Source organism: Enterobacter sp. JJBC, from assembly GCF_036936505.1.
Taxonomy (GTDB): Bacteria; Pseudomonadota; Gammaproteobacteria; order Enterobacterales; family Enterobacteriaceae; genus Enterobacter; species Enterobacter hormaechei_C.
Genome location: NZ_CP136935.1, coordinates 737,184 through 750,237, shown reverse-complemented (window position 1 = coordinate 750,237; position 13,054 = coordinate 737,184). Strand labels below are relative to the sequence as shown.

Genomic DNA, 13,054 nt, shown 5'->3' with positions numbered 1-13,054 from the left:
TGAAATCAAAACCGGACAGCCGGTTTGAGGAGTATGGGAATGAAAGGTACTGTTTTTGCCGTAGCGCTAAACCACCAAAGCCAGCGTGCAGCCTGGGCTGAGGCGTTTGAAAAAGCCCCCTATAACGCGCCGCCAAAAACGGCGGTGTGGTTTATCAAGCCACATAACACCGTTATTCGCGCAGGCGAGCCGATTCCCTTCCCACAGGGAGAAACCGTGTTAAGCGGCGCAACGGTGGCGCTGGTGGTGGGCAAAACCGCCAGCAAAGTCCGCGTTGAAGAGGCGGCGGCGTACATCGCTGGCTACGCGCTGGCCAACGAAATCAGCCTGCCGGAAGAGAGCTTCTACCGTCCGGCGATCAAGGCCAAATGTCGGGATGGATTTTGCCCGCTCGGCGAACCTGTCGCCGTTGATAACGTGGACAACCTGACCATCATCACCGAGATCAACGGTCGCGAAGCGGACCACTGGAACACGGCCGATCTGCACCGCAACGCCGCCGAACTGCTGAGCGCGCTGAGCGAATTTGCCACCCTGAACCCCGGCGATGCGATATTGCTCGGTACCCCACAAAGCCGTGTCGAAATTCGCCCGGGCGATCGGGTACGCATTCTGGCAGAGGGATTTCCGCCGCTGGAAAACCCGGTGGTAGTGGAACGCGACGTTACCATTGCTTCGCGCACGCCGCCGCACGCCACGCTGTTCGCACTCGGCCTGAACTACGCCGATCACGCCAGCGAGCTGGACTTCAAACCGCCTACCGAGCCGCTGGTGTTTATCAAAGCGCCGAACACCTTTAATGGCGACAACCAGACCTCGGTGCGCCCAAACAACATTGAATACATGCATTACGAAGCCGAGCTGGTGGTGGTCATCGGTAAAACCGCGCGTAAGGTCAGCGAAGCCGAGGCGATGGACTATGTTGCGGGCTACACGGTGTGCAACGATTACGCCATCCGCGATTATCTCGAAAACTACTATCGCCCAAACCTGCGGGTGAAAAGCCGCGACGGGCTGACCCCTATCAGCCCGAACGTGGTGCCAAAAGAAGCCATCCCTGACCCGCACAACCTTCGTCTTCGCACCTACGTTAACGGTGAACTGCGTCAGGAAGGCACCACCGCCGATCTCATTTTCAGCATCCCATTCCTGATTGCGTATCTGAGCGATTTCATGACCCTGCAACCGGGCGACATGATTGCCACCGGCACGCCGAAGGGGCTGTCCGACGTGGTACCGGGCGATGAAGTGGTGGTGGAAGTGGAGGGCGTAGGCCGTCTGGTAAACCGAATTGTCAGTGAGGAGACTGCAAAATGAAAAAGATTAACCACTGGATCAACGGGAAAAACGTCGCCGGAAGTGAGTACTTCCAAACCACTAACCCGGCCTCCGGCGAGGTGCTGGCTGAAGTAGCCTCCGGGGGCGAAGCCGAAATCCATCAGGCCGTTGCCGCCGCCAAAGAGGCGTTCCCGAAATGGGCCAACCTGCCGATGAAGGAGCGTGCGCGCCTGATGCGTCGCCTGGGGGATCTGATTGACCAGAACGTGCCGGACATTGCCGCGATGGAGACCGCCGACACCGGCCTGCCGATCCACCAGACCAAAAACGTGCTCATTCCGCGCGCCTCGCACAACTTCGAGTTCTTCGCCGAGGTGTGCCAGCAGATGAACGGCAAAACCTACCCGGTCGACGACAAGATGCTCAACTACACCCTGGTGCAGCCGGTGGGTGTCTGCGCGCTGGTGTCGCCGTGGAACGTGCCGTTTATGACCGCCACCTGGAAGGTCGCGCCCTGTCTCGCGCTGGGTAACACCGCGGTGCTGAAGATGTCTGAACTCTCCCCGCTGACCGCCGACCGTCTGGGCGAGCTGGCCCTCGAAGCGGGCATTCCGGCGGGCGTGCTCAACGTGGTGCAGGGCTATGGCGCCACGGCGGGCGACGCGCTGGTGCGTCATCATGACGTGCGCGCCGTCTCCTTCACCGGCGGCACCGCCACCGGGCGTAACATCATGAAAAACGCCGGGCTGAAGAAGTATTCTATGGAACTGGGCGGCAAATCTCCGGTGCTGATTTTTGAAGACGCGGACATCGAGCGCGCGCTGGACGCCGCCCTGTTCACCATCTTCTCCATCAACGGCGAACGCTGCACCGCCGGCTCGCGCATCTTCATCCAGCAGAGCATCTACCCGGAGTTCGTCAAACGCTTTGCCGAGCGCGCCAACCGCCTGCGCGTGGGCGACCCGACCGATCCGAACACCCAGATTGGCGCGCTCATCAGCCAGCAGCACTGGGAAAAAGTCTCCGGCTATATCCGCCTCGGCATTGAAGAGGGGGCAACCCTGCTGGCGGGCGGCCCGGACAAACCGACCGATCTGCCTGCGCACCTGAAAGGCGGCAACTTCCTGCGCCCGACCGTGCTGGCGGATGTCGATAACCGCATGCGCGTGGCGCAGGAAGAGATCTTCGGGCCGGTGGCCTGCCTGCTGCCGTTTAAGGACGAAGCGGAAGGGCTGCGCCTGGCGAACGACGTGGAGTATGGCCTGGCGTCGTACATCTGGACCCAGGACGTCAGCAAAGTGCTGCGTCTGGCGCGCAACATCGAAGCGGGTATGGTGTTCGTCAACACCCAGAACGTGCGCGACCTGCGCCAGCCGTTTGGCGGCGTGAAGGCCTCCGGCACCGGCCGCGAGGGGGGCGAGTACAGCTTCGAGGTCTTCGCGGAGATGAAGAACGTCTGCATCTCCATGGGCGACCATCCGATTCCAAAGTGGGGGATCTGAAAATGGGCAAATTAGCGTTAGCGGCAAAAATCACCCACGTGCCGTCGATGTATCTCTCCGAACTGCCGGGCAAAAACCACGGCTGCCGCCAGGGCGCCATCGATGGGCATAAAGAAATTAGCAAGCGCTGCCGGGAGCTGGGCGTCGACACCATTATCGTCTTCGACACCCACTGGCTGGTGAACAGCGCGTATCACATCAACTGTGCGGACCATTTCTCAGGCGTCTACACCAGCAACGAGCTGCCGCATTTTATTCGCGACATGACCTACGACTACGACGGCAACCCGGAACTCGGCCAGCTGATTGCCGACGAAGCGGTGAAGCTTGGCGTTCGCGCCAAGGCGCACAACATCCCGAGCCTCAAGCTGGAGTACGGCACGCTGGTGCCGATGCGCTACATGAACGCGGATAAGCACTTCAAAGTGGTCTCCATCTCGGCGTTCTGCACGGTTCACGACTTCGCCGACAGCCGCAGGCTGGGCGAGGCCATCATCAGCGCCATCGAAAAATACGACGGCACCGTGGCGGTGCTCGCCAGCGGCTCGCTGTCGCACCGCTTTATCGACGACCAGCGCGCGGAGGAAGGGATGAACAGCTACACCCGCGAGTTTGATCGCCAGATGGACGAGCGCGTGGTGAAGCTGTGGCGCGAGGGGCAGTTCAAGGAGTTTTGCAGCATGCTGCCGGAGTACGCCGACTACTGCTACGGCGAGGGCAACATGCACGACACGGTGATGCTGCTGGGGATGCTCGGCTGGGACAAATACGACGGTAAGGTGGAGTTTCTCACCGAGCTGTTCGCCAGCTCCGGCACCGGCCAGGTCAACGCCGTTTTCCCGCTGCCCGCCTAAGGAGTCGTTATGCCGCACTTTATTGCTGAATGTACCAACAACATCCGCGAGCAGGCCGACCTGCCGGGTCTGTTCGCCAAAGTGAACGAGGCGCTCGCCGCCACGGGGATCTTCCCGCTCGGGGGCATCCGCAGCCGCGCCCACTGGCTGGATACCTGGCAGATGGCCGACGGTAAGCACGATTACGCCTTTGTGCATATGACGCTGAAGATCGGCGCGGGGCGCAGCCTGGAAAGCCGGGAAGAGGTCGGTGAAATGCTGTTTGCGCTGATCAAAACGCACTTCGCAGAGCTAATGGCGGGCCGATATCTGGCGCTCTCGTTCGAGCTGGACGAGCTGCACCCGACGCTTAATTACAAGCAAAACAACGTGCACGCGTTGTTTAAATAACACCGCACGGTCTGTCCCCTCTCCCACAGGGAGAGGGAGAAAACAAATAAAAACAGGATATCGCCATGCTCGACAAACACACCCATACCCTGATCGCCCACCGTCTGCATCAGGCGGAACAATCCCGGGAGCAGATCCGCGCGATCTCGCTGGAGTACCCGGAGATCACCATTGAAGACGCCTACGCCGTCCAGCGCGAATGGGTGAGCCTGAAAATTGCCGAAGGCCGCGTGCTGAAAGGCCACAAGATCGGCCTTACCTCCAAAGCGATGCAGGCCAGCTCGCAGATCAGCGAGCCGGACTACGGCGCGCTGCTGGACGATATGTTCTTCCACGACGGCAGCGACATCCCCGTGGATCGCTTTATCGTCCCGCGCATCGAAGTGGAGCTGGCCTTCGTGCTGGCAAAACCGCTGCGCGGCCCGAACTGCACGATCTTCGACGTCTACAACGCCACGGATTACATCATCCCCGCCCTGGAGCTGATCGACGCCCGCTGCCATAACGTTGACCCGGAAACCCAGCGCCCGCGCAAGGTGTTCGACACCATCTCCGATAACGCCGCCAACGCGGGCGTGATCCTCGGCGGCCGCCCGATTAAACCCGACGAGCTGGATCTGCGCTGGATCTCCGCCCTGCTTTACCGCAACGGCGTGATCGAAGAGACCGGGGTCGCCGCAGGCGTGCTTAACCACCCGGCGAACGGCGTGGCGTGGCTGGCGAACAAACTCGCGCCATACGACGTGCAGCTTGAGCCAGGGCAAATCATCCTCGGCGGCTCGTTTACCCGCCCGGTTGCCGCCAGCAGAGGCGACACCTTCCACGTCGACTACGGCAACATGGGCTCCATCAGCTGCCGCTTTGTGTAAGGAGATGACCATGCAAAACGCATTCAAAGCGGCGCTGAAGGCGGGCCGTCCGCAAATCGGGTTATGGCTGGGGCTGACCAGCAGCTACAGCGCTGAGCTACTGGCCGGGGCCGGTTTTGACTGGCTGCTGATCGACGGAGAGCACGCGCCGAACAGCGTGCAAACCATCCTGACTCAGCTCCAGGCCATCGCCCCTTATCCCAGCCAGCCGGTGGTGCGCCCGTCGTGGAACGATCCGGTGCAGATCAAGCAGCTGCTGGACGTGGGGGCGCAAACCCTGCTGGTGCCGATGGTGCAAAACGCCGACGAAGCCCGTCTGGCTGTCAGCGCCACCCGCTACCCGCCTGCCGGCATTCGCGGCGTCGGCAGCGCGCTGGCGCGGGCGTCGCGCTGGAACCGCATCCCGGAGTATCTGCATCAGGCTAACGACGCCATGTGCGTGCTGGTGCAAATCGAAACTCGCGAGGCGCTGAAAAACCTGCCGCAGATCCTGGACGTGGAAGGGGTGGACGGCGTGTTTATCGGCCCTGCGGATCTGAGCGCCGACATGGGCTTCGCCGGTAATCCGCAGCACCCGGAGGTGCAGGCCGCCATAGAGCAGGCGATCGCCCAAATCCTCAGCGCGGGCAAAGCGCCCGGCATCCTGATGGCGAACGAGCAACTGGCAAAACGTTATCTTGAACTCGGCGCGCTGTTTGTCGCGGTCGGCGTGGATACCACCCTGCTCGCCCGCAGCGCCGAAGCGCTGGCGGCCCGCTTTACCGATGTCACCACAGCAGTTGATAACAATAAATCCGTCTACTAAACGTACGATGTGGAGCGCAACATGACGACCTCAACCCTGCACAATAAAGCTGTTGAACATCGCGTTATTAATAAGCTGTTCCGTCGTTTGATCGTGTTTCTTTTTATCCTGTTTGTCTTCTCGTTTCTCGATCGCATCAACATCGGCTTTGCCGGGCTGACGATGGGCAAAGATCTGGGCCTCACGTCGACCATGTTTGGCCTGGCCGCGACGCTGTTTTACGTGACCTACGTGCTGTGCGGGATCCCCAGCAACATCATGCTGGCGAAGATCGGCGCCCGCCGCTGGATCGCCGGGATCATGGTGGTGTGGGGCATCGCCTCTACCTGCACCATGTTCGCCACCAGCCCCGAAACGCTCTACGTCCTGCGCATGCTGGTGGGCATTGCCGAAGCCGGTTTCCTGCCGGGCATTCTGGTCTATCTCACCTGGTGGTTCCCGGCGTATCACCGCGCCCGCGCCAACGCGTTGTTTATGATCGCCATGCCGGTGACCATGATGCTCGGTTCGATCCTCTCCGGGTACATTCTGGCGATGGACGGACTGTGGAACCTTAAGGGCTGGCAGTGGCTGTTCCTGCTGGAGGGGCTGCCGTCGGTGGTGCTCGGCGTGGTGACCTGGTTCTACCTTAACGACACCCCGGATCAGGCCACCTGGCTGGATGATGACGAAAAGCAGGCACTCAAAACGATGATCGCCCGCGAGCAGGAGCTGGCCATTGCGCATGCCGCCACGCCGCGATCGACGCTGCGCGAGGTGCTGACGCCCGCCGTGCTGCTCTACACGCTGGCCTACTTCTGCCTGACGAATACGCTGAGCGCGATCAACATCTGGACGCCGCAGATCCTGCAAAGCTTCAACACCGGCAGCAGCAATATCGTGATTGGCCTGCTGGCGGCGATCCCGCAGTTTTGCACCATCCTCGGGATGATCTGGTGGAGCCGCCGCTCCGACAGGCTGAAAGAGCGAAAAAAGCACACTATCCTGCCGTATCTTTTTGCAGCGGCGGGATGGATGCTGGCCTCGGCGACCGATCACAGTCTGATCCAGCTGCTTGGCATCATCATGGCCTCAACCGGATCGTTTACCGCCATGGCGATATTCTGGACCACGCCGGATCAGGTTATTAGCCTGCAATCCCGCGCGGTGGCGCTGGCGGTAATCAACGCCATCGGCAACGTCGGGTCTGCCGTCAGCCCATTGCTGATAGGTATTTTGCGCGACGCGACCGGCAGCTTCAGCTCGGGACTGTGGTTCGTGGCAGGTCTGCTGGTGGTGGGCGCGCTGGTGCTGACGCGCATTCCGATGACGCGCCGTGAAAGCCTTGAGCGTGAGCCGGACATCGCGGCGCAAAAGATCCACTGAGGAGCCGCTATGTGTCAGAGCCCCATCACCAACATCGATATCAGCAAGGAGTACGACGAAAGTCTGGGCACCGACGATGTGCACTACCAGTCGTTCGCCCGCATGGCGGCCTTTTTTGGCCGCGACATGCAGGCGCACCGCCACGACCAGTATTTTCAGATGCATTTTCTCGACACCGGGCAGATTGAGCTCCAGCTCGACGACCACCGTTACTCGGTGCAGGCGCCGCTGTTCGTGCTGACGCCGCCGTCGGTGCCGCACGCGTTTATCACCGAATCCGACAGCGACGGCCACGTGCTGACGGTGCGCGAGGATCTCATCTGGCCGCTGTTAGAAGTGCTCTACCCGGGCACGCGGGAAGCGTTCGGCCTGCCGGGGATCTGCCTGTCGCTTGCCGACAAGCCTGATGAGCTGACGGCGCTGAAGCACTACTGGCAGCTGATTGCCCGGGAATCCACGGAACAGCTGCCCGGTCGCGAGCATACGCTGGTCCTGCTGGCGCAGGCCGTTTTTACCCTGCTGCTGCGCAACGCGAAGCTCGACGACCACGCGTCAGGCGGCATGCGCGGTGAGCTGAAGCTGTTTCAGCGCTTTAACCAGCTGACAGATGCTCATTACCACGAGCACTGGACGGTGCCGGAATACGCCAGCGAACTGCATCTCACCGAATCCCGCCTGACCGATATCTGTCGCCGCTTCGCCAACCGCTCGCCGAAACGGCTGATCTTCGACCGCCAGCTGCGGGAAGCCAGACGCCTGCTGCTGTTTTCCGACAGCACAGTGAGCGAAATTGCCTGGCAGCTGGGTTTTAAAGATCCGGCCTATTTCGCCCGTTTTTTTAACCGACTGACGGGGTGCTCACCCAGCGCGTACCGGGCGCAGAAAGTACCGGTGTCGCCTGTTCCCCTCACCCCTGCCCTCTCCCAGAGGGAGAGAGAGTAACCGTCCCCTCTCCCTCTGGGAGAGGGTTAGGGTGAGGGAAATCACACTCTGTGATCTCTCGCGAAAAGTACCTGCCGTTGTCCCAATCGTCCCTTCACGTTCCGCCCCTCTCACGCTTCAATTAAACAACAAAAACAAAACATAAATTTAACAACCATCTTCCGATACGAGGTCCCTATGAAGCCTGAAGATTTCCGCGCTGATGCCAAACGTCCGTTAACCGGTGAAGAGTATTTAAAAAGCCTGCAAGATGGCCGTGAGATTTATATCTACGGCGAGCGCGTTAAGGACGTCACTACCCACCCGGCATTTCGCAATGCGGCGGCGTCCATCGCCCAGATGTACGATGCCCTGCACAAGCCAGACATGCAGGATACCCTCTGCTGGGGCACGGACACCGGCAGCGGCGGCTACACTCATAAATTCTTCCGCGTGGCAAAAAGCGCCGACGATCTGCGCCAGCAGCGTGACGCCATCGCCGAGTGGTCGCGCCTGAGCTACGGCTGGATGGGGCGTACGCCTGACTACAAAGCCGCGTTCGGCTGCGCGCTGGGGGCGAACCCTGCCTTCTACGGTCAGTTCGAGCAGAACGCCCGCAACTGGTACACACGTATTCAGGAAACCGGCCTGTACTTTAACCACGCCATCGTCAACCCGCCGATCGACCGCCATAAACCGGCAGACGAGGTGAAAGACGTTTACATCAAGCTGGAGAAAGAGACCGACGCCGGGATCATCGTCAGCGGCGCGAAAGTGGTGGCCACCAACTCCGCCCTGACCCATTACAACATGATCGGCTTCGGCTCTGCGCAGGTGATGGGCGAAAACCCGGACTTCGCGCTGATGTTCGTCGCGCCGATGGATGCCGAAGGGGTGAAGCTGATCTCCCGCGCCTCTTACGAGATGGTGGCAGGGGCGACCGGTTCCCCGTACGACTACCCGCTCTCCAGCCGTTTTGACGAGAACGACGCCATTCTGGTGATGGATCATGTGCTGATCCCGTGGGAAAACGTGCTGATCTACCGCGATTTCGACCGCTGCCGTCGCTGGACGATGGAAGGTGGCTTCGCCCGCATGTACCCGCTTCAGGCCTGCGTGCGTCTGGCTGTGAAGCTCGACTTCATCACCGCTCTGCTGAAGAAGTCGCTGGAGTGTACCGGCACCCTCGAGTTCCGCGGCGTGCAGGCGGATCTCGGCGAAGTGGTGGCGTGGCGCAACATGTTCTGGGCGCTGAGCGACTCCATGTGCTCCGAAGCCACGCCGTGGGTAAACGGCGCGTATCTGCCTGACCACGCGGCGTTACAGACCTACCGCGTGATGGCGCCAATGGCCTATGCGAAGATCAAGAACATCATCGAACGTAACGTGACCTCCGGGCTGATCTACCTGCCGTCCAGCGCGCGGGACCTGAACAACCCGCAGATCGACCAGTATCTGGCGAAGTACGTGCGCGGCTCCAACGGGATGGATCATGTCGAACGCATCAAGATTCTGAAACTGATGTGGGATGCCATCGGCAGCGAGTTTGGCGGACGTCACGAGCTGTACGAAATCAACTACTCCGGTAGCCAGGATGAGATCCGCCTGCAATGCCTGCGTCAGGCGCAAAGCTCCGGCAACATGGACAAGATGATGGCGATGGTTGACCGCTGCATGTCCGAGTACGACCAGCACGGCTGGACCGTACCGCACCTGCACGACAACACTGATATCAACATGCTGGATAAGCTGCTGAAATAACGCAGCGGGAGGTTTCAATGCAATCTGAAGAACGCCTGCGTTTTCGCGACGCGATGGCCAGCCTGTCGGCGGCGGTGAATGTGGTCACCACCGAGGGCGATGCGGGTCGCTGCGGCATTACCGCCACCGCCGTCTGTTCGGTCACGGACACCCCGCCTTCGGTCATGGTCTGCATCAACGCCAACAGCGCCATGAACCCGGTCTTCCAGGGCAACGGCAAACTGTGTGTCAACGTGCTGAACCACGAGCAGGAGATCATGGCCCGCCACTTTGCCGGGATGACCGGCATGGCAATGGAGGAGCGCTTTGCTCTCTCCTGCTGGCAGAAAGGACCGCTGGCGCAGCCGGTGCTGAAAGGCGCTCTGGCAAGCCTGGAAGGCGAGATAACCCAGGTGCAAACCATCGGTACCCATCTGGTCTACCTTGTGGAGATTAAGAACATCATCCTCAGCAGCGAGGGGCACGGCCTGATCTACTTCAAACGCCGTTTCCACCCGGTGATGATGGAGATGGAAGCCGCGGTTTGATCCCGTTGCACAAAAAAACGCTAAGGTTTCCGCAAAGGTGCGCCGTTAACTATCCATAAGATAAATTTTCCGGGGCGGCTGGCGACGTCGTCAGGCGCCCCCTTAACGCTGGAAAGTCTTATGGCCCCTTCACCCCGAAGCCGCTCGGCTGAACGTCTGGTTGACATCATTATTGCCCTGCACCGCAACGGAAGCGTTAATCGCCGCGATCTGATGCAAAAATTTGGCATTACCGAACGTACGGTGTACCGCGATTTGCAGGCGCTTTCCCCGATTATTGAACACGACGGCAAAGGGCGCTATCAGCTGCTGCCTGCGTATCAGACCTGCCGCTGCGTGCACTGCCCTGAAGCGAACGACGAAACCCCGCAGGGGTAGATTATTCTCAGTGATCTCAATCACATATTTTCTTCCACCGTGGGTGAGCCTTAACCACTCACCCTCGCTTTTGACCGCTCACGCATCGCTTTCAACCACTCACCTATTTACCGTGCTTTATACGCGCGAGGATCTGGCACGATCGCTCCAGCATTAATCAATACCTCCTCACAACGAACCCTGACCCTTTTTTCTTTACATAAAAAACCAGGTCTTACTATGGATACTAAAAAACTACTTAAGCACGTGCCCTGGGCCATCCTCGGGATCATCGGTGCTTTCTGTCTGGCGGTTGTCGCATTACGCCGGGGCGAACACGTCAGCGCCCTGTGGATCGTGGTCGCGTCGGTTTCCGTCTATCTTGTGGCTTATCGCTACTACAGCTTGTACATCGCGCAGAAGGTCATGAAGCTCGACCCGACGCGCGCCACCCCGGCGGTCATTAACAATGACGGCCTGAACTACGTGCCAACCAACCGTTACGTGCTGTTTGGTCACCACTTTGCCGCCATTGCAGGCGCGGGTCCGCTGGTCGGTCCGGTGCTGGCTGCGCAGATGGGCTACCTGCCGGGTACGCTCTGGCTGCTGGCGGGCGTGGTGCTGGCGGGAGCGGTGCAGGACTTTATGGTGCTGTTTATCTCCTCGCGCCGTAACGGTTCGTCGCTGGGTGAGATGATCAAAGAAGAGATGGGCCGCGTGCCGGGCACCATCGCCCTCTTTGGCTGCTTCCTGATCATGATCATCATCCTCGCGGTGCTGGCGCTGATCGTGGTGAAAGCGCTGGCCGAAAGTCCGTGGGGCGTCTTCACCGTCTGCTCTACCGTACCGATTGCGCTGTTCATGGGCATCTACATGCGCTTCCTGCGCCCTGGCCGCGTTGGCGAGGTGTCGGTCATCGGTATCGTGCTGCTGGTCGCCTCCATCTACTTCGGCGGCGTGATTGCGCACGACCCGTACTGGGGCCCGGCGCTGACCTTTAAAGACACCACCATCACCTTCGCGCTGATCGGTTACGCGTTCATCTCAGCGCTGTTGCCGGTGTGGCTGATTCTGGCTCCGCGCGACTACCTGGCGACCTTCCTGAAAATCGGCGTGATCGTCGGGCTGGCAATCGGGATTGTGATCATCAATCCTGAGCTGAAAATGCCAGCGGTGACGCAGTACATTGACGGTACCGGTCCGCTGTGGAAAGGCGCTCTGTTCCCGTTCCTGTTTATCACCATCGCCTGCGGTGCCGTGTCTGGCTTCCACGCGCTGATCGCCTCGGGCACCACGCCGAAGCTGATGGCCAACGAAACCGACGCGCGCTTCATCGGTTACGGCGCGATGCTGATGGAGTCCTTCGTGGCGATCATGGCGCTGGTTGCAGCGTCGATTATCGAGCCAGGTCTGTACTTTGCGATGAACACCCCACCAGCGGGTCTCGGCATCACCATGCCAAACCTGCATGAGATGGGCGGCGAAAATACCGCGCTGATCCTGGCGCAGCTGAAAGACGCCAGCGCACACGCGGCGGCGACCGTCAGCTCCTGGGGCTTCGTAATTTCGCCTGAGCAGATCATGCAGACCGCGAAAGACATCGGCGAACCGTCCGTGCTGAACCGCGCAGGTGGCGCGCCAACGCTGGCGGTGGGTATCGCACACGTGTTCCACAAAGTGCTGCCGTGGGCGGACATGGGCTTCTGGTACCACTTCGGTATTCTGTTTGAAGCGCTGTTCATCCTCACCGCGCTGGATGCCGGTACGCGTGCAGGCCGCTTCATGTTGCAGGATCTGCTGGGTAACTTCGTGCCATTCCTGAAGAAAACCGACTCTCTGGTGGCCGGTGTTCTGGGTACCGCGGGCTGCGTAGGCCTGTGGGGTTATCTGCTGTATCAGGGCGTTGTTGACCCGCTGGGCGGCGTTAAGAGCCTGTGGCCGCTGTTCGGCATCTCTAACCAGATGCTGGCGGCTGTGGCCCTGGTGCTGGGTACCGTTGTCCTGGTGAAGATGAAACGCACCAAATACATCTGGGTCACCGTGGTGCCTGCGCTGTGGCTGCTGCTCTGCACTACCTGGGCGCTGGGTCTGAAACTGTTCAGCACCAACCCGCAGCTGGAAGGCTTCTTCTTCATGGCTAACCAGTACAAAGAGAAGATTGCCGCAGGCGGCGCGGATCTGACCGCGCAGCAGATTGCCAACATGAACCATATCGTGGTGAACAACTACACCAACGCGGGTCTGAGCATTCTGTTCCTGGTGGTGGTGTACAGCATTATCTTCTATGGCATCAAAACCTGGATGAAAGTGCGTAACGTTGAGGGCCGTACGGATAAAGAAACCCCGTACGTGCCGGTGCCGGAAGGCGGCGTGAAGACCTCATCACACCATTAATTAAGCATGTTACTGTAGGCCCGGATCGCTG

General features: G+C 60.1%; 12 protein-coding genes. All 12 read left to right on the top strand.

Annotated features, from left to right (window positions below; translation table 11 throughout):
• Positions 1–39 precede the first annotated feature (39 nt).
• The 12 genes from hpaG to RY075_RS03570 all read left to right on the top strand — a co-directional run bounded on the left by hpaG (position 40) and on the right by RY075_RS03570 (position 13,023).
• Positions 40–1,317: a 4-hydroxyphenylacetate degradation bifunctional isomerase/decarboxylase gene (hpaG, locus tag RY075_RS03625; RefSeq protein WP_045331739.1), complete on the top strand. Its 1,278-nt coding sequence runs from the start codon at positions 40–42 to the stop codon at positions 1,315–1,317.
• Complete coding sequence (hpaE, locus tag RY075_RS03620; protein WP_003856594.1) at positions 1,314–2,780, top strand: 5-carboxymethyl-2-hydroxymuconate semialdehyde dehydrogenase; 1,467 nt, start codon at positions 1,314–1,316, stop codon at positions 2,778–2,780. The genes hpaG and hpaE overlap by 4 nt, the downstream gene beginning before the upstream one ends.
• A gap of 2 nt (positions 2,781–2,782) precedes the next feature.
• Positions 2,783–3,634, top strand: coding sequence for a 3,4-dihydroxyphenylacetate 2,3-dioxygenase (gene hpaD, locus RY075_RS03615; RefSeq protein WP_003856598.1), 852 nt, complete (start codon positions 2,783–2,785; stop codon positions 3,632–3,634).
• A gap of 9 nt (positions 3,635–3,643) precedes the next feature.
• Entirely contained in the window at positions 3,644–4,024 is a 381-nt protein-coding gene (locus RY075_RS03610; RefSeq protein ID WP_003856599.1) for a 5-carboxymethyl-2-hydroxymuconate Delta-isomerase, read from the top strand.
• A 65-nt stretch (positions 4,025–4,089) separates the two neighbouring features.
• Positions 4,090–4,893, top strand: a complete 804-nt coding sequence (gene hpaH, locus RY075_RS03605) for a 2-oxo-hept-4-ene-1,7-dioate hydratase (RefSeq protein ID WP_003856601.1) — start codon at positions 4,090–4,092, stop codon at positions 4,891–4,893.
• Positions 4,894–4,903: 10 nt separating this feature from the next.
• Positions 4,904–5,698 carry a 4-hydroxy-2-oxoheptanedioate aldolase gene (gene hpaI / locus RY075_RS03600; RefSeq protein WP_022650349.1) on the top strand — a complete coding sequence of 265 codons (795 nt, stop codon included), beginning with the start codon at positions 4,904–4,906 and terminating at the stop codon, positions 5,696–5,698.
• Between the two features lie 21 nt (positions 5,699–5,719).
• On the top strand, positions 5,720–7,063 hold the full coding sequence (gene hpaX, locus RY075_RS03595; RefSeq protein ID WP_003856603.1) for a 4-hydroxyphenylacetate permease: 1,344 nt from the start codon (positions 5,720–5,722) through the stop codon (positions 7,061–7,063).
• A 9-nt stretch (positions 7,064–7,072) separates the two neighbouring features.
• Positions 7,073–8,005: a 4-hydroxyphenylacetate catabolism regulatory protein HpaA gene (hpaA, locus tag RY075_RS03590; protein WP_048243487.1), complete on the top strand. Its 933-nt coding sequence runs from the start codon at positions 7,073–7,075 to the stop codon at positions 8,003–8,005.
• Between the two features lie 177 nt (positions 8,006–8,182).
• A complete protein-coding gene (gene hpaB, locus RY075_RS03585) occupies positions 8,183–9,745 on the top strand; it encodes a 4-hydroxyphenylacetate 3-monooxygenase, oxygenase component (RefSeq protein WP_045897426.1) in 1,563 nt (520 codons plus the stop codon).
• 17 nt (positions 9,746–9,762) lie between these two features.
• Positions 9,763–10,272, top strand: a complete 510-nt coding sequence (locus RY075_RS03580) for a 4-hydroxyphenylacetate 3-monooxygenase reductase subunit (protein ID WP_003856606.1) — start codon at positions 9,763–9,765, stop codon at positions 10,270–10,272.
• Between the two features lie 120 nt (positions 10,273–10,392).
• Positions 10,393–10,650, top strand: a complete 258-nt coding sequence (locus RY075_RS03575) for an HTH domain-containing protein (RefSeq protein ID WP_003856607.1) — start codon at positions 10,393–10,395, stop codon at positions 10,648–10,650.
• Between the two features lie 219 nt (positions 10,651–10,869).
• Positions 10,870–13,023 (top strand): carbon starvation CstA family protein, encoded by a 2,154-nt coding sequence (locus tag RY075_RS03570; protein ID WP_003856608.1) that lies wholly within the window; start codon positions 10,870–10,872, stop codon positions 13,021–13,023.
• The last annotated feature ends 31 nt before the right edge of the window (positions 13,024–13,054 follow it).

Bases quoted from the DNA above. Each gene is read 5' to 3' on its own strand.
- RY075_RS03610 (WP_003856599.1), top strand. From the start codon at position 3,644: ATGCCGCACTTTATTGCTGAATGTACCAACAACATCCGCGAGCAGGCC.
- hpaD (WP_003856598.1), top strand. From the start codon at position 2,783: ATGGGCAAATTAGCGTTAGCGGCAAAAATCACCCACGTGCCGTCGATG.
- hpaA (WP_048243487.1), top strand. From the start codon at position 7,073: ATGTGTCAGAGCCCCATCACCAACATCGATATCAGCAAGGAGTACGAC.
- hpaI (WP_022650349.1), top strand. From the start codon at position 4,904: ATGCAAAACGCATTCAAAGCGGCGCTGAAGGCGGGCCGTCCGCAAATC.
- hpaB (WP_045897426.1), top strand. From the start codon at position 8,183: ATGAAGCCTGAAGATTTCCGCGCTGATGCCAAACGTCCGTTAACCGGT.
- RY075_RS03580 (WP_003856606.1), top strand. From the start codon at position 9,763: ATGCAATCTGAAGAACGCCTGCGTTTTCGCGACGCGATGGCCAGCCTG.
- hpaH (WP_003856601.1), top strand. From the start codon at position 4,090: ATGCTCGACAAACACACCCATACCCTGATCGCCCACCGTCTGCATCAG.
- hpaG (WP_045331739.1), top strand. From the start codon at position 40: ATGAAAGGTACTGTTTTTGCCGTAGCGCTAAACCACCAAAGCCAGCGT.
- hpaE (WP_003856594.1), top strand. From the start codon at position 1,314: ATGAAAAAGATTAACCACTGGATCAACGGGAAAAACGTCGCCGGAAGT.
- hpaX (WP_003856603.1), top strand. From the start codon at position 5,720: ATGACGACCTCAACCCTGCACAATAAAGCTGTTGAACATCGCGTTATT.
- RY075_RS03570 (WP_003856608.1), top strand. From the start codon at position 10,870: ATGGATACTAAAAAACTACTTAAGCACGTGCCCTGGGCCATCCTCGGG.
- RY075_RS03575 (WP_003856607.1), top strand. From the start codon at position 10,393: ATGGCCCCTTCACCCCGAAGCCGCTCGGCTGAACGTCTGGTTGACATC.